Here is a 22,026-nt window from a genome sequence, read left to right on the forward strand (position 1 = left end):
CAGACCATACCGTATTTTACCTAATCACTTGAGGGGGATGAATGTATCTATGTCGAGTCCGATCCCCGAACCGGATGACTTGTATTTGTTCCATGAAGGAAATTTGTTCCGCGGCTACCGGGTGTTCGGTGCTCATGCCGGCGAATGGGACGGGGTGGAAGGGGTCCGCTTTACCGTATGGGCGCCGCATGCCCGGGAAGTCCGGGTGGTAGGCGACTTCAACAACTGGGACGGAAGCGGACACGCGATGCGCCGGATCAGCTCGTGGGGCGTATGGACGCTGGTCATCCCTGACGTAAGTGAAGGGGAGTATTACAAGTATGAAATTCTGACATCGCAGGGGACGCTGATCTATAAAGCGGATCCGTACGGATTCTGGGCAGAGCTCAAGCCCGGCACGGCATCCCGGATTTACGACCTGGACGGCTACGCGTGGACCGACCAAGCCTGGCAGGAGAAAAAACGCGGTACCCAAGTGTACAACTCGCCCATGAATATTTACGAAGTGCACCTTGGTACCTGGAAGAAGCGGGAGGATGGAGCCTACCTCACCTACCGGGAGCTGGCGGACGAGCTGGTCTCCTATGTCAAGGAGATGGGGTACACCCACATTGAACTGATGCCGCTGGCCGAGCATCCGTACGACCGCTCTTGGGGGTACCAGGCGACAGGGTATTTCTCCGTCACGAGCCGGTTCGGATCGCCGAAGGATTTTATGTATTTTGTAGACCGCTGTCATGCGGCAGGCATCGGGGTCATTATGGACTGGGTACCGGGCCATTTTGTGAAGGACGAGCACGGGCTGCGTCAGTTCGACGGAGAGCCCCTGTACGAATACAGGGACGAAGCGAGGGCCGAGAAGCCGGAATGGGGCACCTTGTCATTCGACTTCACGAAGCCGGAAGTGGTCTCGTTCCTGATCTCCAACGCCCTGTTCTGGTTCGATAAATATCATATCGACGGGCTTCGGGTGGACGCAGTCGCCTCGCTGCTCTATCTGAACTTCGGCAAGCCCCGGGAGCTGTGGGTGAAGAACGAGCATGGTGGCGACGAGAACACGGAAGCGATCGCTTTCATCAAGAAGCTCAACCATACCGTCTTCAGCGCCTATCCCGACGCCCTCATGATGGCTGAGGATTCCTCCGCCTGGCCGCTCGTGACCGCTCCCGTTCACGCGGGCGGGCTCGGATTTAACTACAAATGGAATATGGGCTGGATGAATGATATGCTGAAGTACATGGAGATGGATCCGTATTTCCGCGGAGGCAATCACCAGCTGCTGACCTTCTCCTTCATGTACACGCACGCCGAGAATTACGTGCTGCCGCTCTCCCACGACGAGGTGGTGCACGGCAAACGCTCGCTGCTGAACAAGATGCCGGGGGATTACTGGCAGAAGTTCGCGAACCTGCGGGTGCTGTACGGCTATATGATGTCGCATCCGGGCAAGAAGCTGCTGTTCATGGGCGGCGAATTCGGCCAGTTCGACGAGTGGAAGGATCTCGAGGATCTCGACTGGGAGATGCTCGGCTACGAGAGCCACAACAGCATGCAGCGGTATGTGAAGGACCTGAACCACATGTATCTCGCGGAGCCCTCCCTCTGGGAGCTGGACCACCGCCCCGAAGGCTTCTCCTGGATCGATCCGAACGACCAGAAGCAGAGCGTCACCACGTTCATGCGGATGTCGAAGAACCCGGAGGATACGCTGGTTATCGTTAACAATTTTACGCCTGTGTATCACGAACGGTACCGGATCGGCGTACCCTTCCCTGGGGAATACGTCGAACGCTTCAACAGCGATGCGGGGGAATACGGGGGATCCGGCAAGCTGAATCCCGGCAAGCTGAAGACCGACGATCTCTCCTGGCATTACCAGCCGGACAGTCTGCACATCTCGCTGCCGCCGCTGGCGACCGTGATCTTCAAGCCGGTCCGGATCGTTACGAAGCCCGCTGCAGCCAAACGAGAAAGGGGTAAAGCCGATGCGTAAAAAAGAATGCGTGGCCATGCTGCTTGCAGGTGGCGAAGGAAGACGTCTTGGGGTGCTGACAAGCAAGCTGGCGAAGCCGGCCGTCCACTTCGGAGGTAAATACCGGATCATCGATTTTACGCTGAGCAACTGCACGAACTCCGGGATCGACACGGTGGGCGTGCTGACGCAGTACCAGCCGCTCGTACTCAATACATACATAGGGATCGGGGCACCGTGGGACCTCGACCGCAAACATGGCGGCGTCACCGTTCTTCCTCCCTACATGGAGCAGGGCGGAGGGGATTGGTACCAGGGAACCGCGAATGCGATCTACCGCAACATTTCGTTCATCGAGCAGTACGATCCGGAATACGTGCTTGTCATATCCGGCGACCATATCTACAAGATGGATTACGACCGGATGCTCGATTTTCATAAACAAAGAGGCGCCGACGCCACCATTGCCGTCATCGGCGTGAAGTGGGAGGAAGCAAGCCGCTTCGGCATCATGGCGACCGACGAAGAAGGCCGTATTACGGAATTCGCCGAGAAACCGAAGGAGCCGAAGAGCAACCTGGCCTCGATGGGTATCTACATTTTCTCCTGGAAGGTGCTGAAGGAGCAGCTCATCAAGGACGAGGAGGACGAGGAGTCGAGCAAGGATTTCGGCAAGGACATGATCCCCCGCATGCTGCGGGAAGACCTGAATCTCGTCGCTTATCCGTTCGAAGGCTACTGGAAGGATGTCGGTACGATCCAGAGCCTCTGGGAAGCGAATATGGACCTTCTGGAGAGAGAGCCCGCGTTCAAGCTCAACGACCGCGAATGGCGCATCTACTCGGTGAATCCGCTGCAGCCCGGCCAGTATATCGCAAGTACCGCCCAGGTGAGGAGGTCGCTGGTCAACGAAGGCTGCTGCGTCTTCGGCGAGGTCGACCATTCGGTCCTGTTCTACGGGGTTCAGGTAGGCGAAGGAAGCTACATCAAGGACTCGGTCATCATGCCGAATGTCACGATCGGGAGTCATGTGCGGATCTACAAAGCCATCGTCGGCGAAGGCACGGTGGTGGAGGACGGCGCGGTGATCGGCACGCCGGAAGAAGAAGGCGGCGGGGACATCGTCCTCATCGGCAGTAACGAGCGAATCGGGAAGATTACCTCCACAACCGGGAAAGGGTGAGCAGGCATGAAGCGTATGATGGGCGTTGTGAATCTGGTGAATGAGCCGGATGATCTGGAAGAGCTGACCTACTCCCGGAATCTGGCCTCCGTTCCCTTCGGATCCAGATACCGTTTGATCGATTTCACGTTGTCGAACATGGTGAATTCCGGCATAGAGAATGTCGCGGTGTTCACCCAGCACAAGTACCGTTCCCTGATGGACCATCTGGGCTCCGGCAAGGAATGGGATCTGGACCGCAAGCGCGGGGGCCTGTTCATCCTGCCGGCCGTTCTCCACGATACGAGCGGCGTGTCGAGAGGCGACCTGTACCAGTTCTATGCCCACCGGGATTACTTCTACCGGGGCCGCGAGGAATATGTGATCATCACGCGCAGCCATATGGTCTGCAACATCGATTACAATGACGTGCTGGACTACCATCTCGAGCGCAGCGCCGACATTACGGTTGTCTACAAGAAAGCGGACGAGCAGGAATATGCCAAGTACCGCCGGCTGGCCGTGAAGGAAGACGGCCAGGTGACGGTGATTGAGGACCATTCAGGCCGTCTGCGCACGGACAATGTGTCCCTGGAGATGTACGTGATGAGCAAGGAGCTGCTCCTCGATATGGTGGAATCCTGCCTGGCGCAGGGATATGACCATCTGGTCCGCGACGGGATCATGAAGAACATCGACAAGCTCAGTGTATTCGGGTATCAGCACGAAGGACATACCGGCATCGTCAATACAATCCAGAGCTATTATAAGCACAGCATGCAGCTGCTCAACCCCAAGATCTGGCGGGAATTGTTCTTCCAGAAAAACCTGATCTACACGAAGGTCAAGGACGAGCCTCCGGCACGCTATACCGAGTTTGCGCATGCACGCAACTCGCTGATCGCCAACGGCTGCGTCATCGAAGGCAAGGTGGAGAACTCCATCCTGTTCCGCGGGGTGAAGATCCGCAAAGGCGCCTATGTCAAGAATTCCATTATCCTGCAGAACTGCGAGATCGAGGAGAACGTGATCATCGAGAACGCGATTCTCGACAAGGATGTGTTCATCTCGAGAGGACGCGTTCTGACCGGAGACAAGCAGGCCCCGTTCATTGCCTCCAAAACCAAAGTCATCTAAGGCAAGGGCGCGCCGCGCTTGACGGACCGATCCGATCCGTCAAGCCGGCTTTTGATGTATTCATTTTCGCATCTCCGGTTTCGTCCGGTGACTTTTAGGGTACTAGTGGTAGTGAACAATGCGCCTACCCGCGCCGGTGTTCGAAGCGTCCCTTTGGCCTGCCAAGCCTTGAAAACGGCTTTCAGAGGCCGTCTTGCCGGAACGCTTTGAACTTCAGGCGCCGGGCGCTCCCAAGGAGGAAGCTTATGAAAGTGTTATTTGCCGCTTCGGAAGCCGTGCCCTTTATTAAGACGGGAGGACTCGCCGACGTGATCGGATCCCTGCCCAAGGAGCTTGTCAAGCAGGGGCTGGACGTACGGGTCATGCTGCCCAAGTACGAGGGCATTCCCGAGAAATACACGTCCGCGATGGAACTGATTACTATCTTCCAGCTGCAAATGGGATGGAGAAGCCTCTACTGCGGAATCTACCGGCTGGTACACGAGGGCATCGTCTTGTACTTTGTTGATAATGAATTCTACTTCCGCCGCCAGGGCTGCTACGGCTATGGTGATGATGCTGAACGCTTCGCCTACTACTGCCGTGCGGTACTGGACTCGCTGCCGCGCATCGATTTCATGCCGGAGGTGATCCACTGCCACGATTGGCAGGCGGGGATGGTGCCGGTGCTCTATAAGGCTCACTTCAGCTATCAGGAGCATTACGCGGGGATCAAAACGATTCTGACGATCCATAACTTGAAGTACCAGGGTGTATACGGGCAGAATGAATTCCGCGATTATTTTACCCTTGGCGACGAGCACTTCCACGGCAACGCGCTCGAGCTGCACGGAGGCGCCTCGTTCCTCAAGGGGGGGCTTCTGTATTCGGACTATATTACAACGGTTTCCCCTACATACGCGGAAGAGATTCAGACACCCTATTACGGAGAGAACCTCGATTCCCTGCTCCGCAGCCAGAGCCACCGGTTCCAGGGCATCCTGAACGGGATCGATTACGAGGATTTCGACCCGATGACCGATCCGCATCTCGAGATCAACTACCGGGATTCGATGCCGAAGAAGCTACTGAACAAGATGAAGCTCCAGGCATGGCTCGGCCTGCCGGTCGATAAGGATGTGCCGCTGATCGCGCTTGTCACGAGGCTTGTGGACCAGAAGGGTCTCGCCCTGATCGAGCGTGTCATCCATGAGCTTCTGGCGTTGGATGCCCAGTGGGTGATCGTCGGCACCGGAGAGCAGCGGTACGAGAACCTGTTCCGCTGGGCGGCCGATACGTTCCCGGACAAGCTGTCGGCGCAGATTCTCTTCGACGAAGGGCTGGCGCGGCAGGTGTACGCGGGCTCGGACCTGTTCCTGATGCCCTCGCTCTTCGAGCCGTGCGGCATCGGCCAGCTTGTAGCCATGCGGTACCGCTCGGTGCCGATCGTCCGCGAAACCGGCGGGCTCAAGGATACCGTCATTCCTTACAACGATGAGACGGGCGAAGGCACCGGCTTCTCGTTCGCGCACTACAATGCGCATGATATGCTGTATACCGTGGACCGCGCCGTGAACTTGTACCGCGATCCGGTCGTCTGGTCGAACTTGATGTCGAATATCAAGAAAAAAGATTTCTCATGGGGCAAATCCGCGAAGCAGTATGCTTCTTTGTACGGGGCTTTGACGCGATAACACATTGCAGATCTATAGGGGAGAATCGGTATTGTACAGATGCCGGTTCTTCTTTTGTTTGACAGAAAAAAGGAAAAAAAACGCTCCGCGTCGAATATATAAGGTTACAATTCCCATCCTAGCGGAGAGCGGGCGAACTAAGCCATGAAACCTACCATCGTATATTCCTCTTGGGAGGACGAAAAACAAAGGCTGCAGGAACTGAAGGAACTGGATATCGTCGGAACGGGGCCCGAGGAATCCTTCGACCGGATTACGAAGCTGGTCGCCCAGGTATTCGGCGTGCCCGGCTGCCTGATTACCCTCATCACCGAAGACAGACAGTGGTTCAAATCATGTATCGGGCTCCCGGACGTGCTGAAGGAAGCCCGTTCGACCGAACGCGAGAACACCATCTGCCAATATGTCGTCGCTACCAAGAAGGCTCTCGTGGTCGAAGACACGCGGCTTGATCCCCGGTTCAGGGACAATCCCGTTGTGACCGAGAGCGATTTCCGCTTCTATGCGGGCGCTCCGCTGGTTTCTTCGCAGGGCAATGTGCTGGGCACGCTCTGCATCAGCGACAGCGAGCCCCGGACTTTCACTGCGGTTCAGGTGGGGCAATTGTGCGATTTTGCAGCCTGGGTGATGACGGAGATCGAGCTCCGCCGCGACCTCAGGGATAAGGAAGTTCTCACGCGGGAGCTGCTGAAGGAGAAACAAACGATCGAAGCCCAGCGGGATCTCATCCGCAGCGCTTTCGACGAACCGTTCGAGGGGAAGCTGCTGTGCGACAGCAGCGGGCATATTCTGCTTCATAACAAAAGCCTGCTGGAGTCGTTTCTCGTGAATCCCGCCCTGCACAAGGATGTGCTTTCCTTCGTCGATAGCCTCCTGCGCGTCTGCCAAGTGGAGAACAGTCCGCTGCCGGGCAAGATTCTCTCCTTGCTGGAAGGCAGGGAGGCGTCATTCCTTGAACGCTTTACGAGTCGGATGGCCGGGGAAGAGCGGAAGGACTTTCAGGTATCGGGCATACTAGCCGAAGGGGAAGAACCGGGTAAGCGGCTCGTGTACCTTAATATCCGGGAGCGGACGGAGGAGGAACGTATCGACCGGATGAAGAGCGAGTTCATCTCTGTCGTCTCGCACGAGCTGAGGACACCGCTTACGAGCATTATGGGCTTCGTAGAGATCCTGCTGGACCGCCGGCCCGCGGAAGACAAACGGATGCGCTATCTGGAGACGATCCACCGGGAGGCCGAGCGGCTGACGCAGCTCCTGAACGATCTGCTCGATCTGCAGAAGATGGAGTCGGGCAAGCAGCAGTATATGTTCGAAATCGTGGATCTGAACGCCTTGGTGGAGGAGGTGGCCGACTCCTGGAGGGATCATCCTACCCACCGGCTGCAGATCCGCTGTCCCGAACAGAGCGTGCATGCTTTGGCGGACGGAGACCGGATGAAGCAGGCGCTTCACAATCTCGTCTCCAATGCGTTCAAATATTCGCCGGGCAAAGACCTGGTGGAGGTGACGCTCGAGGAGCGGGATGGCATGGCCTGTATCCGGGTGAAGGACGAAGGGCTCGGCATCCCCCCGGAAGCCGCGGAGAAGCTCTTCTCGAAGTTCTACCGGGTCGATAATTCGGACCGCAGGAAGATCGGCGGCACGGGACTCGGCCTTGCGATCGTCCGTGAAATCATGACGGCGCACGGCGGTCTTGTGGAGTTCGAGGCGTCACCAGGCGGCGGGACGGTATTCCTGCTCCGGCTTGAAGCCCTGCAGGGCCTGAGTCCCGCGAAGTGAGCGTTGGTTATTCGCCCGAGGCGGGCATGGCGAAACCGGCAGCGCCTGGTGCTTCTTCGAAATACATGGTTTCCCGGTTGAAGGAACGGTTATACCTTAGGAACATATGGAGCAGCTCCAGCATTTCGGATTGGTTTAATTCGAGCAGGAGGGGATCCTTTTCTCCGGAGGGGGAGGAGATTTGGACGAGGAGGCTGTCGCTCGCCGGATTCATGGCAATACGGAGTTGTCCTTGCTTCAGTTCACTATCCCACAGGGTCATGGTCTATCACCTTTCGCTTCCTACGCTGGATGTCGTCCCTTGAACTGGACGTGAGATCCATTATATGTTCGTTAGTAGTGGAATATGCCTACGAGATCACGGGAGTTCATACGAGTGTGTTGGGACGGAGCAGGAGTTCTCCCAAATTAGAAAGGCGCATGCGGCCGGCATGCGCCTTTTTGCCGTACGGTTAATTCGTGCCCGATGTGTCATTCCTCACTGTGTCCGCCGCGTACGCCGTGATAGAATCACAACCAAAGCAATGAATGCCATCACCTTAAGCTGCGAGAAGACATAAGACGCCGAGGCAGGCACCGGCCGCCCAAGCAGTCCATCCGAGGGATGGGGAGGTCCGTGTCAGCGCAGGCCAAGTGAATTCGACGAGAACCACATACAGAATCGTGCCTCCGGAGAGCCCAAGCAGGAGAGAGAGCCCGGTGGGAGGCAGATCCCCTAGTGCACTTCCGGCGGACGCCCCGAACAGGGTCGGCAGGGAGATCCAGAAGATCAGCTTGGCAAGTCCCCAGGGAGAGCGGCCTGCGGAGGAGAACGGGAGCCCAAGAGCAATGCCTTCCGGTATGGAATGCAGTCCCATGGCCCAGGAGAACGAGCGGGCCAGCTCCGGGACATTCCCGTAAGAGCTGCCGAGGGCAAATCCGGCAGGGAAATTATGCAGGGCAAGCGCCAGGCCCAGCAGCCCGGAGGAGTGGAAGAAGCTCTCCCGGCCCCCGGCGCTGGCATGGTGGTATCTGGAATGAACCCATCGGTCCAAGAGCAGGGCGATGCTCCATCCGGCAAGCATGCCGCCGAGGGTAGGCATCCATCCCCCCAGCCGGACACTCTCCGGCAGGACATCCAAGGCCAGCATCGCGAAGATCATGCCGGCCGCCATCGCGATCAGGAGGGGGAACAGCCGGGATAGGGTCCGGCCGAGTGCGTAGGCGAGCAGTCCGCCCGCCGCCGTACCCGCCAGGCAGATGCCCATGGAGACGGTACCGGCAGCCAGCGCATGCAGCAGGAGAAGGAACAACGGCAGCACCACCTTCCCGTCACGAGTGGCCCCCTCAAGGACAAGACAGGAGGGGACAGCCTATATATATGCGGCATACGGCCGGATATAACGGGCGGTCCTGGTACTTTCTATGCGTTTTACCACAAGGCTTCTATCGACCCTGCAACCCGCATGTGATAGTTTGGTGTAACGAACAAATACGCGGAATTCAGAGGAGGATGGCATGCAAGCACTGCACCCAGTACAGTCTTCGACAGCGGATCATCAGCGGGTGGATTATCGGGAGGTCCGGGATTTTCTTGACCGTCATGGAGGCAGCACGCTCTCCCATCTCGTCCTATTGCAGGATAAGGAAATCTATTGGTCTTCGAACAAGAAAGCATTGATCTCGTTCAAAAAGATGGGGAGCCATTACTTTGTGCTGGGCGACCCGATCGGCGATCCGGACAGCCTGCAGGGGGCTGTTCAAGAATTCAAAGCCTACTGCGCCCGACGCGGCGGCAAGGCGGTGTTCTACCAAGTTTCCCCGCTCTATAAGCGGTTGTATGAGGAGGAAGGATACCGTTTCTTCAAGCTGGGCGAAGAGGCGATCCTGGATTTGGAGAGCTTCGATCTCGCAGGCAAAAAGGGCAGTAAGCTGCGCACCCGCAAAAGCAAGTTCGAACGCAGCGGCTTCCGCTTCGAGGTCATGCTGCCTCCTTTCTCGGGAAGCTTCCTGGCTAAGCTTGAAGAAGTGTCGGCTTCCTGGCTCGGCAAGAGGCAGGAGAAGAACTATTCGGTCGGGTTCTTCACCCGCGACTACGTCGACGCGCATCCGGTGGCCGCACTGTATGCGCCGGACGGCAGCATGGTGGCCTTCGCGACGATCGGAGGCGGCGGTAGTGCGAAAGACCGCACGGTAGTGATCGACCTCATGCGCCACACGGCCGCTTCGCCGCACGGAACGATGGATATGCTCTTCCTCTCGATATTCTTTTGGGCCAAGGAACAAGGTTATGCCAAGTGCAGCTTGGGCATGGCCCCGCTCGCCGGCGTGGGAATACTGCCGAATTCCACGTCAGGCGAGAGGGTGGCCAAGCATATGTACGAATACGGCAACGCGTTCTATAAGTTCAAGGGGCTCCGTGAATTCAAAAGCAAATTCCACCCGGAATGGGTGCCCAAATATTTGGCCTATCAAGGCGGCATGCTGCCCCTGTTGATGCTGCAGCTGATCTGCCTGATCAATTTCCAGCGGAAGCTCAACCCGTCCCTGGTATTCAGCCTCTTGTACGGCAAGGCGAAGACAAGCGAGCTGCAGGGCCAGCCCAAGCGCGAGCAATGGGAAGTATAAGTGCAGCAGATAGCGATGACCCTAGTATAACCCCAAAGCCGAGGAGCCTACTCCTTGGTTTTTTTCTTTTCAATGGCATGAAAAATCAGGTCGGCCCCCGCTGCCGCCGCCCCTGTGTGACTTGGCATACGTCCTTCTACAGTGATAGGATCATAGCAGAGGATTGCGATAAGTAGCGGAGGCCCAAAGACAGGAGAAAGAATCTTATCGATCGCGCCTCGCGGTTGAGCTCCATACCTGAAGTGAAGAGAGGGATTCGGATGACGTATAACCTTACGAAGATGATCATCGAGCGGCCGGCCCATGAAGTATTCGAAGCCTTCGTCGATCCGGAGCGGATCAGCCAATTTTGGTTTTCATCCAGCTCCTGCAGATGGGAAGAAGGGAAGACCGTTACCCTGCGCTATGATGAGTACCAGGCTATTTTGGATATCGATATCTTGGAGATGGTGAAAGACCAAAGGATCGTTTTTCGATGGGGGGGCGACGGAGATCCGCATCGGATAACGATCGTGCTTGACGCGGTGGAGCCGGCGAGTACATGCATCGAAGTTACCGAGGAAGGGTTCAAGGAAGGGGATGCGGATTATATTCGTCTGCTGGTCGACAACAAAGAAGGCTGGGTGTATGTGCTGACCTGCCTCAAAGCGTATCTGGAATTCGGGGTAACCCGGTTGAGGGCGGGATTGGTTAAATAGGAGTGCAAGGAGGGAGGGGGATTCGTTTCGTGAGGGCTGGCCGGGAATTTCGGAGCACCCCCGAAGCCGCCGTACACTTCGTCGAAGCTTCCTTCATAAGCCTGGTAAGCCTTCTCCAGCAACGCTTCGGAGAGCCCGCCTTCCCGGCTGCCGATCATCCGCTTCTGCGTCTCCGCGGCAACCTGCTCACCGATATCCGCCACCTTCGCCGGGTCTTCCTTCCACTTCGCCCAGATCTGGGAGAGAATATCCATCAGGCCGCGCCGTCCGTGCCGGCGGGCTTTGGGGAAATAGGTGCCGGCAAAGAAAGGCTTCTGATCCGGCGTGAGAATGACGGTCAGCGGCCAGCCGCCCCGTCCGGTCATCGCCTGGCAGGCCGCCATATACAAGTTATCTCTGCTCCTCCGCTGCTGGCACCGTACCGGCGAGGATAGGGCACTGGCGATGGTGGAAAAAACACTCGATGCGATGTACCGCGGCGGCATGTACGACCATATTGGCTTCGGGTTCTCGCGCTACTCGGTGGATGAGAAGTGGCTTGTGCCGCATTTTGAGAAAATGCTGTACGACAACGCGCTGCTCGCTTGGACCTATCTGGAGGCTTACCAGAGTACCGGGAAGGAAACGTACGCGGAGGCAGCCGGGCAAATATTCACCTACGTCCTGCGCGATATGACGCATCCGGAAGGCGGCTTCTATTCGGCGGAGGATGCGGACTCCGAAGGGGAGGAAGGCAAGTTCTACGTATGGACGCCGGCGGAGGTGCACGAAGTGCTCGGCGAAGAGGAGGGCGGATACTTCTGTACCGTATACGGTATCACAGAAGAGGGGAACTTCGAAGGACACAGCATCCCGAATCTCATCGCCGCCGCCGCGTCTTCCGTCAGTAGGATGGCACTGGATGAGGGAGAGGTGCGAAATAGGCTGGAAGCCTCGCGTCGAAAGCTGTTCGAACACCGCGAGAAGCGGATTCATCCACACAAGGACGATAAGATCCTGACCTCCTGGAACGGGCTGATGATCATGGCGCTCGCCAAAGGCTGCAAAACGCTGGGGCGCAGCGAATATTTGGCGGCGGCGGCCAAAGCCGTGTCGTTCATCATCGGCCGTATGCGAAGGGAAGACGGCAGGCTGCTGGCCCGCTACCGAGACGGAGAGGCGGCATTCCATGGGTATGTGGACGACTATGCGTTCCTCGTCTGGGGGCTCATCGAGCTGTTCGAGGCTTCCTTCGACCCCGCTTATCTGGAGCTGGCGATAGAGCTGAACGCCCGGATGATCGAGCTCTTCTGGGACGAGGAGAAAGGAGGGCTGTTCTTCTATGGAAGCGATGGGGAGCAGCTCTTCACCCGCAACAAGGAGATTCACGACGGGGCCCAGCCTTCCGGCAATGCAGCTGCCGCTTTGAATCTTCTCCGTCTCGCCAAGCTGACGTATGACAGCAGTCTGTCCCGGCTCGCCGAGCGCCAGCTGAAGGCATTTGCCGGGACGGTGGAGCGCTATCCCCTGGGACATGCCATCTACCTGATCGCGCTCGATTATGCGCTGAGTCCGCCCGGCGAGATTGTGATCGCGGGTGACCCCGAAGCCGATACGACCCGGGAGATGGTGGCCGCCGTGTGGGCGGAGTTCCGTCCGAACACGCTCGTATTGGTTGTCCCCGAAGGAGAGCGGGGGGCAAAGGTCCGTGAGCGGGTGCCGCTCGTGCAGGACAAGCTTGCTATAGGCGGCCGGCCGACCGCCTATGTGTGCGAGAATTTTGCATGCATGTCTCCGACGACCGATGTGGAAGAGTTGAGGGAGCTGCTGCAGCACTGACCCTGCAGGCCGCTGCCGGAGATTGATGACAGCTCCTCCTCCATTCATTCATGGTGTCCCGCTGGGGTAGATCTGTTCCTTGGCAGGCAGCCCCGGAGGTCTGAGCTGTGCCCGGCGGACGGATGAATGCGCGGATCGCAGCTGCCGGGCGAACACAAAAAAGCCAGGATCCGCGCAGTGCGGACCCTGGTTTTTTTGTGTTTGGAATCAGCCGCCAGCCTACTTCTGCTGCAGCATCATCGACCAGAGGCTGGACGGATCGTACCCGAGGCGCCATGCGGCCACGCCGGCCAGATCGTACTTCTTGGCGAGGTCGATGCGGGCTTTCACCGTGGCCTCGTCCTCCATCCAGAAGACGTAGCGTGCGCCGTTCTCTGTGTACTCGACTTTATCCTGCCCGAAGCGGGCGTCCCAGGTGCGGACGGCCTTCTTCGAAGCGATGAGTGCAGGAAGATCCTTCATCAGCAGGGCACGGTTGCTCTCCAGTTGGCCTGCCGCGTCCAGCTTCCACTCCCGGACATAGAACGGAATGCCGATGATCAGCTTATCGCGGGGAATGCCGTACGCGAGGAACTCCTGGATGCCCTCTTCGACCCAAGGCAGTCCCGCGACGGAACCAGGCTCGGTGCTGCCTTTCCAGTGCTGGTCGTAGGTCATTGTAATGACATAGTCGACAATACCGGCCAGCTTCTCGTGGTCGAACGCCGTCTTGGCATTCCACTTCGCGCTTCCGCGCGGCAGATCGACGGAGAGGGTCAGCTTCGCGGCATGGGTCTTCGCCGCGAGTTCTTCCATGAATCGGGTGAAAGCGGCACGGTCAGTGCCGGACACGCTCTCGAAATCGACGTTAAGGCCGTCTACGCCAAGCTGCACGGCACGCTGGACCAAGGTGTCGATGAACTTGGCCCGGGCTTCGGACGATGCAAGGAAGGCCGTGGTAAGCTTGCTGTCGAACTGGTTCGCCACCAGAGGGTGAACCGAGTAGCCCTGCGATTTCAGCCAAGCTACCGTTGCCGGGTTGGATGTATCGGCAAGGGCACCCGACGCATCATCCAGCTGGAAGTAAGTCGGAGAGACGACGTCGAGTCCCGTCGTGCCTGCTACATGGCTGCGGATCGTGCTGTCGCCGGAGCTGCCGTTCCAACCCCAGTACTGCAGTTCCTTGAGGTTGTCCCAGATAACCGAACCGTCATCATACAACCGGATGGAGGCGTTGCTGTACCGGGAAGCATAAGCGAGTGCCCCGCCGATCGTAGAGAAGTCGGCGATCCACTGGTCTTTCTGGTATACCTGATAGTAAGGATAATTATTCCATATCGTACGAGCGGCCGTACCGGAGCCCGTGCTGACGTCGGTTATGCGGGTATGATCGAATCCCTGCGCATAAGAGATTGCATCCGACAGTCCGAGGAAGGCGCCGATTTCCTTGCCGGATTGGAACACTTTGTACGCCTTGACATTGGAGAATACGACGTTCTGATTATCCGTACGGCGCACTTCCGAGTTCCCCCATGCCAGCGAGGCGTTCACTGCATCCTCCAGGTAAGCATAGGTCCATGCCGGATTCGTGAAGCTACCCTGGTAGACCTGATAGACCGGCGCACCTAGACGGAGTTCCGTCTTGCGGTTCACAGGGATATTGTCCCACACCCACCGGTGGTCTGTCAGGTCGATGATATGGGCATTCCCCCAGCGCCGCGCTTCGGCGACTGCGGACTCCAGCGTAGGGAAGTCCCAAGTACCCGTAGTCGTCTCGCCTTGATACACGCGGTATTTGGGGTAGTTGTTCCACACCCAGCCGCCGCCTTCCAGATCGCGGACGCTGGCGTGTCCCCACTTGGACGCTTCGGCTATCGCCGCTTCCAAAGTTGCGAACTTCCACTCGGGCAGCGATGTGCCGTTCTGATAGACGCGGTATTTCGGATAGTTGTGCCAAAGCCACTTGCGACTGCCGATTTCTTCCACATGGCTGTCGGCAAACCAGCGGGCATAGGCCTGCGCTTCGGCGTACGAAGCGGTCTCGCTGAGAAGCTGCTGGTCTTGGTAGACCCGGTATTTGGTCGTCATGTCGGCTGCTTGAAGGGAGCCGGCGGACGAGAATAGTATAGCGAAGATGGACATGGAGGTCAGGGTCTTGCGCAGCAAATTCGATCAGCCTCTTTCTCTCGTAAGTCTATTCTATTAAACGCGGCGAGAGGGGCAGAAGTTGCACGGAAAATACTAGATGAGAGGATAGAACTGAGGGGGAAGAAGATTGACGAAGGCCGGAAGCCGCAGAACTTGGAAGCTGCGGGATCGGATGGTGGGGGCAGGTGGCCTTGGGGGAGTGCACTGAGGATCAAAAAAAGCCCCCTCCAAATCGCTTTGGAGAGGGCTTGTTGATCCGGCCTTCGGCGGCCGGGAGGCTGATCATCTACTGCACAATGTCCGCTACGATCTCATGCTCCAGCGTAAGACGGATCTGGTCCCGGAAGACACGGACGCCTTGGTGCTGGAAGAGGTATCGCTCGATGGCTTCGAGGATGTTCGCTGCGATCAGAATCTGGCTGCGGCCTTCTGCCGTGATCTCGGCGGAGAAGCCTAGATCGTCGTCGTACTCGAGCTCGACCTCCACTTGAGTAGGCTGGATGCCTTTACGTTCTGCGGTGTGCAGACAGATGGCATTGATGATATCCTGTTCGCTTAGTCTCATAGCTGCTTACCCCATCTTTCCGGATTAATAGCGCCGCGGCTCTTCCTTGAATTTCTTACGGTCTCGGAAGTAGACGAACACACGGGCGATAATCGCAATCAGGGCTACGAAAGCGATCACGTTGACGAGCAGGCCGAGGATGTTGCCGAGAGCGCCCAGTCCGCCGAACAAGCCGCCGAAGAGGAGTCCCGCAAGTCCGCCGATCATGAGGCCTTTCATCAGTCCGCCGCCGCTGAAGAAGCCGCGTTTTTGCGTTGCGGCCGCACCGGCAGCAGGCGACTTGGAAGCGGCAGGGTCGGCTTTATTCACGCCGCTGTTCGGCGTTGTCGTCGTTGCCCCGTTGCTCGGGCTGTAGCTCTTTTTAGGGGATTTGTACTTTGCCGCATCCGCCGTGCCCGCCGAGGAGAAGGAGAAGGCGATCGTACAAGCCATCAGAATCATTGATAATTTTTTCCACATGGTGTTTCCTCCATCTAAGGACGTTTTTGTTTTCAAAAGGTACTACGTTCTAATGTAGGCGCAGGTTTCAAAAAATAATCCGGAATTTTAGAAGTTTCGCGAAACCCCGTCAAACTTGTTACAATAGACAGGAGAAACAAAGATCATTCGGTATCGAAGAAGGCGGTATGCTCTATGGCACATGCACATCCATACCCGGAAGCCTACGTGCGCTATCTGGTTCATTTTCACGCGGAGCGTGATTATTTCGAGTGCCACGAGGTGCTCGAGGAATATTGGAAGGAACATCCGGAGGCGGCGGACGGCGATGCTTATGTCGGCCTGATCCAATTGGCCGTCTCGCTGTATCATCAGAGAAGGGGGAATACAGCAGGAGCGGTGAAGATGCTCGCCGGCGCCATCCGCCGCCTCGGAGGAGGGGCCGCGGCAAGGCTCGGCATCGCGGAGGAGGAGCTGCAGCGGCTCATGGGCGAGAGGCTGCAGGCACTGTCCGCGCCCGGGTTCGTGTACAGCGATCTTGAGATTCCGCTGGAGGACACCGCCTTGCGGCAGGCATGCCAAGCGGCCAGCGGATCTTCCTGGGACCGCTGGGCGCAGCCGAGCGACTTGTCGGACAGCTATCTGATCCATAAACATACGCTGCGTGACCGCAGCGGGGTGATCCAGGAGCGGGAGCGGCAGCGGGAAGAACGTCAGGCCCGGCGGGGGATGGGCGAATGAGCGGAGAAACCCCCGGCCGCCCGCCGGTGATCCTGGTTGTAGAAGACGAGAAACACATTGCGGAGGTGATCCGGCTCTACCTCGAGCATGGGGGCTACGAGCCGGTCTTGAAGAGTCACGGGGAGGGCGTGGCCGAAGGCGTGCCGGCGCTTGCTCCCGACCTAATCTTGCTCGACGTCATGCTTCCCGGGCTCTCGGGCTTCGAGATCTGTTCGCGGATCCGTGCGCTCCCGGAACCGGCCGGATCCACCCCGGTCATCTTCCTGACCGCGAAGGGCGAGTCCATCGACAAGCTGCGCGGGTTCCAGCTCGGCGTGGACGATTACATCGTGAAGCCCTTCGATCCCAATGAGCTGGTCGCAAGGATCAAGGCGGTGCTGAGGCGCGCTAAGGCCCCGCGGCAGACCGGCAGCTCCGAGGGAGGGCAGAAGACGCTGCGGGTGGACAACCTGACTGTCGATCTTGACCAATACAAGGTTATGGTCGACGGCAGTCGGGTGGAGCTTACCGCCAAGGAGATGGAGCTGCTGTATTTCCTCGCCTCCAGCCCGGGAAGGGTCTATACGCGGGAGGATCTGCTCGGCTTCGTGTGGAGCTTTGATTTTAACGGGGGGACCCGGACGGTGGACGCCCATGTCAAGAACCTGCGCAAGAAGCTCGGGACGGGCTACCGGTGGAGCATTCAGACGCTGTGGGGCATCGGCTATTCCTTCGAGGTGCGCGAAGCATGATCCGGCGCTTCCTCGGCCGCTGGAGCCGGAGTCTCTATATCCAGATTTTCCTGTCGTTCCTGCTCACCTGCATCCTGTTCTTCGCAGGCCTCGCGCTCTTCTGGAATTCTTACTTCACGGATTTCTTCTATAAAGACAAGAAGGAGCTGCTCGTTTCCCGGTCGGCGGAAGTAGTGAAGCTGCTGCCCTCTTACGAGGACGGCACCGTATCCAACCGCGAGATGCGCTTCGGCACCCGGATTATCGCCAGGGGATTCAACGGGATGATCTGGCTCGTCGATGCCAAAGGCAATGTGCTCAGCGGCTCCTCCGAGCGGGAGGGGTTGGCGCTGCCTTCAGAGCTGCAGCAGTTGTTCTCCGACGGCCTGAAGGGCGGCAGCGGATTCTATGCCGCGACGCTGAAGATCGAGCCCTTCCCTGCGGGCGGCGGGGGCGGGGCGGGCGGACGTTCGGGGCCAGCTGCGCCTGGAACCAGTACGGGGAACGGAGCTGCGGCTGGCGGGGAGCAGGCTTCCTCGGCGGGGGGCACCGGCACCCTGCGGAACGGTGCGGCAGAGGGCGGGGCATCGGCGATTCCCGTGCCGCCGAATCCGCTGGGACTCGGCGGGCCGGCTGACGAGAGCCTGCTCGTCTACTATACGCCGGCCGAGCTGCACGGCGAACGCATCGTGATCCTGATGCTGATGCCGGCGCTCGAAGTCAGCGAGGCGCTCTCCGCCGTGCGGCTGAATATTCTCGTGCCGCTGCTCTTCTCCATGATCGCGGTCGGCGCGATTCTCTTCATCCTCTCCCGCAAGCTGGCGGGGCCGCTGCAGCGGATGAACCGGGCGGCGCTGGAAGTCGCCGAGGGCGACTTCACGACGCGCGTTCCCGTTACCTCGCGCGACGAGGTGGGCGAGTTGGCGCACAGCTTCAACTTCATGGTGGACCAGCTCCAGCAGTGGGAAGACACTCGGCAAGAGTTTCTGGCGCATATTTCGCATGAGCTCCGGTCGCCGCTGACCTCCCTGCGCGGATTGATCGGCGCCATGAACGACGGCATTATCCCGCCGGACAAGGTGGCGCATTACCTGCGCATCTGCGACGGGGAAGTGCAGCGACTGCAGAGGCTGGTGAACGATCTGCTCGATCTGGCGCGGATTCAGAACGGATCGGATGTATTCCGGCTGCGTCCTGTGGTCCTCTCGGCCCATCTGCTGGAGACGCTGGAGCTGATCCGGCCTGCGGCCGAGGAGAAGGGGATCCGGCTGCGTATGCCGGAGCTTTCACCAGCCGCATCCGCGCTGATGTGCGATCTCGACCCGGACCGCTTCTCCCAGGTTCTGCTTAATCTGCTCTATAACGCCATCCGGTTTACTCCAGAGGGAGGCACCCTTACGGTAGAGCTCGCGGCGGAGGGCGAGGAAGCGGTGGTGTATGTGAAGGACACCGGCATCGGGATGAGCGAAGAGGAGCTCTCGCGCATCTGGGACCGGTTCTACAAAGCGGATGCCTCCCGCACCGGCGGAACCGAGGGGACTGGGCTTGGATTGACGATCGTCAAGCATCTGGTCGGGGGCATGAACGGTCATATCACGGTGGAGAGCGAGCCGGGAGCCGGTACAGTCTTCCGGGTGGCATTTCCGCTTCGCACCGGAGAAGGGCGCAAAACGGGCGGAGGCGAACCCTCCTGATTCGAGCAGGACCGGTTTAAGATTTTTTGCTTGTTCAACCCGACAAGAAGAGGTACAATTTCTCTAATCCAAAACCTGTTTTGGATTCGCCTACATAGAGACAAGAACATTCGGGAGGTAGAGAAACATGTCTGATTTGCTCGGTAACATTCTGTCATTTAACCGCACCTTTGTGGAAGAGAAGAAGTATGAGCCCTACCTGACATCGAAATTTCCGGAGAAGAAATTCGTTGTGCTCACCTGCATGGATACCCGCCTCGTCGAACTGCTGCCAGCTTGTATGAATATCAAGAACGGCGACGTCAAGATGATCAAGGCAGCTGGAGGCTTCGTCTCCACACCGTTCGGCGGCATCATGCGGAGCATCATTGTGGCGATCTATGAGCTGGGAGCGGAGGAAGTGTTCGTCGTCGGTCATTATGACTGCGGCATGAGCAGCGTCAACCCGGAGAAGATCAAGGGCAAGTTCGTGGAACGGGGCGTAAAGAACGAAACGCTGGAGACGCTGGAATACTCCGGATTCGATATCAACCGCTGGCTGAAAGGCTTCAATGATGTGACGGACAGCGTACGCGGAAGCGTCAATCTGATCAACAACCATCCGCTCGTCCCCGACATTCCGATTCACGGACTTGTGATCGATCCGGTGACTGGACGTCTCGATCTCGTGGTCGACGGGTATGCCAAGAAGAACGACAGCGCGGCGGCGGGCGAGTAAGAACATTCGCGGCAGGGAGGGAGCTTCGCTTCCTTTCAAGCCGCCCCGGCGCCTGCCCAACAAGAAGAAGCCTCGGATTCCCCTACTGGGGACCGAGGCTCTTTATCGTATGATGTATTACTCCGGCTTGAGACCCGCAGGCTGCCTGCGCTTATCGATGAGCTGCATTCTGCCGTTATAGATCTGGCTGCTGCTCTTCAGGGAGTAGATATGGCCGATTTCCTGGTAATCCACCTTCATCGCGTCCTCGAAGAACACTTCGTGCTTCTGTTCCATCAGCACGTCGAACGGTTCTCCGCGCTTTACGAGATCGAACGCGGCGGGCTCGTCCACGAGCCACAGTGTCGGCACGCCGCTCACCGAGCAGCCGCACCCCTCCGAATCGTAAGCCAGCTTGATATATCCTTGGCCTCCCAGGATCTTACCGATCGCGGTCTGGGCCGCTTCCGTGAATTGAATGCTCATGGCGATCTCTCCTCTCATCTGTCCATTCTCTGTCTCTCTTGTATTGCGCTCTCTATGGAGCGCTCTTCTGGCGATTTCAGTTGCGCACAATCTATGATAACACATTCCCCTCGGATTTGCTTCCCGCCCTCCAACGGGAGTATCATCAATGTATACCGATGAGGGGAGAGGGAATGTATGACAACCTTGAGCGGACCGATCACATGGGAGCGGTTCCAGCAGTATCTGAAGAAGATGAAGAGTTATGAGGAAGCCATTGGCTTGATCTACTGGGATATGAGGACCGGCGCGCCCAAGAAGGGCATAGCGAACCGGTCGGAAGTGGTAGGGGACCTGTCGGCGGAGCTCTTCAAGATGTCCGTATCCGATGAGATGGGAGCGTTCCTGGCCCACTTCGGTTCGCCGGAAGGACAGGAAGGCCTCAGCGATACGGACAAGCGGATCGTATGGGAATGCCAGCGGGAGTATGACCGCAGCAAAAAGATTCCGCCGGACAAATTCCAGGCTTATGTCGTGCTGACCTCGCAGGCTGAATCGGCTTGGGAAGGCGCGAAGCACAGCTCGGACTGGGAATCGTTCCAGCCTTACCTCGAGAAGATCGTGCAGATGAAGCTGGAGTTCGTGGAGCTGTGGGGCTACGAAGGGCACAAATACAATACGCTCCTCGATATGTACGAACCGGGCATGACAGTTGAGAAGCTCGACGAAGTGTTCGGTGCGCTGCGCAAGCAAGTGGTGCCGCTGCTCGCCGAGATTCAGAAATCGTCGCATGCGCCGGATACCTCATTCCTGAAGCAGACGTTCGACAAAGAAAAGCAGAAGAAATTCAGCTTATACATACTGCAGCAGATGGGCTATGATTTTGAGGCGGGCCGTCTCGACGAGACGGTGCATCCGTTCGCGACGGGACTAAACCCCGGGGATGTGCGCATTACGACGCGCTACCTGACAGGCGACGTCAACAGCGCGCTGTTCGGTACGATCCATGAGGGCGGCCATGCGCTCTACGAGCAGAACATCTCGGCGGATCTGCTCGGCACGCCGCTGTGCACGGGCACGTCCATGGGCATACACGAATCGCAGTCCCGCTTCTGGGAGAATGTGATTGGCCGCAGCCGTCCGTTCTGGACCCGGTATTTCGGCGAAGTGCAGAAGACGTATCCAGGGCAGTTCGACGACGTGACGGCAGAGGCATTCTACCGGGCGACCAACGAAGTGCTGCCTTCCCTTATCCGGATCGAAGCCGACGAGCTTACCTATAATCTGCACATTATGGTCCGCTACGAGATCGAGAAGGCGCTGATCAGCGGCGAAGCCCAGGTGGCGGATCTGCCGCAGCTTTGGAACGAGAAGTACCGCGAGTATCTTGGGGTGGAACCGGCCAACAACGGGGAAGGCGTGCTGCAGGACGTGCACTGGTCCGGCGGCGAATTCGGGTATTTCCCGTCTTATGCTCTCGGCAACATGTACGCGGCACAGTTCGACCGGGCGCTGCGCCAAGAGCTCGGCGATGTCGATGCGCTTGTGCGCGAAGGCAACCTGCTGCCGATCAAGGCGTGGCTGACGGAGAAGATATACAAGTACGGCAAGAGCCGTACCCCGAACGAGCTCGTGCTGGCGGTGACCGGCGAAGAGCTGAACCCGCAGTATCTCGTCGACTACCTCCGCGAGAAGTACACGGACATTTACCGTTTATAACGGGCCGCAGCTTCAGTTAAA

20 protein-coding genes are annotated in these 22,026 nt (G+C 58.2%); 13 read left to right on the forward strand and 7 right to left on the reverse strand.

Annotated elements, in window-relative coordinates; genetic code table 11:
- Positions 1 to 49 precede the first annotated feature (49 nt).
- From glgB to O9H32_RS18285, 5 genes are all read left to right on the forward strand, one after another.
- Entirely contained in the window at positions 50 to 1,993 is a 1,944-nt protein-coding gene (gene glgB / locus O9H32_RS18265) for a 1,4-alpha-glucan branching protein GlgB (RefSeq protein ID WP_269867563.1), read from the forward strand.
- Positions 1,986 to 3,155: a glucose-1-phosphate adenylyltransferase gene (locus O9H32_RS18270; RefSeq protein WP_269867564.1), complete on the forward strand. Its 1,170-nt coding sequence runs from the start codon at positions 1,986 to 1,988 to the stop codon at positions 3,153 to 3,155. The genes glgB and O9H32_RS18270 overlap by 8 nt, the downstream gene beginning before the upstream one ends.
- A 15-nt stretch (positions 3,156 to 3,170) precedes the next feature.
- Positions 3,171 to 4,271, forward strand: coding sequence for a glucose-1-phosphate adenylyltransferase subunit GlgD (gene glgD / locus O9H32_RS18275; protein WP_406627347.1), 1,101 nt, complete (start codon positions 3,171 to 3,173; stop codon positions 4,269 to 4,271).
- 245 nt (positions 4,272 to 4,516) lie between these two features.
- Positions 4,517 to 5,944 carry a glycogen synthase GlgA gene (gene glgA, locus O9H32_RS18280; protein WP_269867566.1) on the forward strand — a complete coding sequence of 476 codons (1,428 nt, stop codon included), beginning with the start codon at positions 4,517 to 4,519 and terminating at the stop codon, positions 5,942 to 5,944.
- Positions 5,945 to 6,088: 144 nt separating this feature from the next.
- On the forward strand, positions 6,089 to 7,726 hold the full coding sequence (locus O9H32_RS18285; protein ID WP_269867567.1) for a GAF domain-containing sensor histidine kinase: 1,638 nt from the start codon (positions 6,089 to 6,091) through the stop codon (positions 7,724 to 7,726).
- 7 nt (positions 7,727 to 7,733) lie between these two features.
- Here the strand turns inward: O9H32_RS18285 and O9H32_RS18290 are convergent, their stop codons facing one another.
- Both O9H32_RS18290 and O9H32_RS18295 read right to left on the reverse strand, forming a co-directional pair.
- Positions 7,734 to 7,988: a hypothetical protein gene (locus O9H32_RS18290; protein WP_269867568.1), complete on the reverse strand. Its 255-nt coding sequence runs from the start codon at positions 7,986 to 7,988 to the stop codon at positions 7,734 to 7,736.
- A 277-nt stretch (positions 7,989 to 8,265) separates the two neighbouring features.
- Complete coding sequence (locus O9H32_RS18295) at positions 8,266 to 9,027, reverse strand: ZIP family metal transporter (RefSeq protein WP_269867569.1); 762 nt, start codon at positions 9,025 to 9,027, stop codon at positions 8,266 to 8,268.
- Positions 9,028 to 9,223: 196 nt separating this feature from the next.
- Between O9H32_RS18295 and O9H32_RS18300 the strand changes: the two genes are divergently transcribed.
- Both O9H32_RS18300 and O9H32_RS18305 read left to right on the forward strand, forming a co-directional pair.
- Positions 9,224 to 10,333: a phosphatidylglycerol lysyltransferase domain-containing protein gene (locus O9H32_RS18300; RefSeq protein WP_269867570.1), complete on the forward strand. Its 1,110-nt coding sequence runs from the start codon at positions 9,224 to 9,226 to the stop codon at positions 10,331 to 10,333.
- A gap of 260 nt (positions 10,334 to 10,593) precedes the next feature.
- Positions 10,594 to 11,031 (forward strand): SRPBCC family protein, encoded by a 438-nt coding sequence (locus tag O9H32_RS18305; protein WP_269867571.1) that lies wholly within the window; start codon positions 10,594 to 10,596, stop codon positions 11,029 to 11,031.
- Here the strand turns inward: O9H32_RS18305 and O9H32_RS18310 are convergent.
- Entirely contained in the window at positions 10,920 to 11,396 is a 477-nt protein-coding gene (locus O9H32_RS18310) for a DUF255 domain-containing protein (RefSeq protein WP_269867572.1), read from the reverse strand. The two genes, O9H32_RS18305 and O9H32_RS18310, sit on opposite strands and share 112 nt — an antisense overlap.
- Here O9H32_RS18310 and O9H32_RS18315 point away from each other — a divergent pair.
- Positions 11,362 to 12,849 (forward strand): thioredoxin domain-containing protein, encoded by a 1,488-nt coding sequence (locus O9H32_RS18315; protein WP_269867573.1) that lies wholly within the window; start codon positions 11,362 to 11,364, stop codon positions 12,847 to 12,849. The two genes, O9H32_RS18310 and O9H32_RS18315, sit on opposite strands and share 35 nt — an antisense overlap.
- A gap of 219 nt (positions 12,850 to 13,068) precedes the next feature.
- On the opposite strand, the gene O9H32_RS18320 is transcribed toward O9H32_RS18315, so the two are convergent.
- The 3 genes from O9H32_RS18320 to O9H32_RS18330 all read right to left on the reverse strand — a co-directional run bounded on the left by O9H32_RS18320 (position 13,069) and on the right by O9H32_RS18330 (position 16,000).
- Entirely contained in the window at positions 13,069 to 14,994 is a 1,926-nt protein-coding gene (locus tag O9H32_RS18320; RefSeq protein ID WP_269867574.1) for a glycosyl hydrolase family 18 protein, read from the reverse strand.
- 268 nt (positions 14,995 to 15,262) lie between these two features.
- Positions 15,263 to 15,541, reverse strand: coding sequence for a YxcD family protein (locus tag O9H32_RS18325; RefSeq protein WP_269867575.1), 279 nt, complete (start codon positions 15,539 to 15,541; stop codon positions 15,263 to 15,265).
- 24 nt (positions 15,542 to 15,565) lie between these two features.
- Positions 15,566 to 16,000 (reverse strand): hypothetical protein, encoded by a 435-nt coding sequence (locus O9H32_RS18330; RefSeq protein ID WP_269867576.1) that lies wholly within the window; start codon positions 15,998 to 16,000, stop codon positions 15,566 to 15,568.
- A 174-nt stretch (positions 16,001 to 16,174) separates the two neighbouring features.
- On the opposite strand from O9H32_RS18330, the gene O9H32_RS18335 reads away from it, so the two are divergent.
- From O9H32_RS18335 to O9H32_RS18350, 4 genes are all read left to right on the forward strand, one after another.
- Positions 16,175 to 16,720, forward strand: a complete 546-nt coding sequence (locus tag O9H32_RS18335; protein WP_269867577.1) for a DUF309 domain-containing protein — start codon at positions 16,175 to 16,177, stop codon at positions 16,718 to 16,720.
- Entirely contained in the window at positions 16,717 to 17,451 is a 735-nt protein-coding gene (locus tag O9H32_RS18340) for a response regulator transcription factor (RefSeq protein ID WP_269867579.1), read from the forward strand. Before O9H32_RS18335 ends, O9H32_RS18340 begins: the two co-directional genes overlap by 4 nt.
- Positions 17,448 to 19,124: a sensor histidine kinase gene (locus O9H32_RS18345; RefSeq protein ID WP_269867580.1), complete on the forward strand. Its 1,677-nt coding sequence runs from the start codon at positions 17,448 to 17,450 to the stop codon at positions 19,122 to 19,124. The genes O9H32_RS18340 and O9H32_RS18345 overlap by 4 nt, the downstream gene beginning before the upstream one ends.
- A 127-nt stretch (positions 19,125 to 19,251) precedes the next feature.
- Complete coding sequence (locus O9H32_RS18350; RefSeq protein ID WP_269867581.1) at positions 19,252 to 19,842, forward strand: beta-class carbonic anhydrase; 591 nt, start codon at positions 19,252 to 19,254, stop codon at positions 19,840 to 19,842.
- Between the two features lie 117 nt (positions 19,843 to 19,959).
- Here O9H32_RS18350 and O9H32_RS18355 read toward each other — a convergent pair whose 3' ends face one another.
- The gene (locus tag O9H32_RS18355) at positions 19,960 to 20,307 is read right to left on the reverse strand and encodes an iron-sulfur cluster biosynthesis family protein (protein ID WP_269867582.1); all 348 of its coding nucleotides are present in this window, start codon (positions 20,305 to 20,307) and stop codon (positions 19,960 to 19,962) included.
- A 177-nt stretch (positions 20,308 to 20,484) separates the two neighbouring features.
- Here O9H32_RS18355 and O9H32_RS18360 point away from each other — a divergent pair, with 177 nt between their 5' ends.
- Entirely contained in the window at positions 20,485 to 22,005 is a 1,521-nt protein-coding gene (locus O9H32_RS18360) for a carboxypeptidase M32 (RefSeq protein ID WP_269867583.1), read from the forward strand.
- Positions 22,006 to 22,026 lie beyond the last annotated feature (21 nt).

The sequence above is a fragment of the Paenibacillus caseinilyticus genome (assembly GCF_027533645.1).
Taxonomy (GTDB): Bacteria; Bacillota; Bacilli; order Paenibacillales; family NBRC-103111; genus Paenibacillus_G; species Paenibacillus_G caseinilyticus.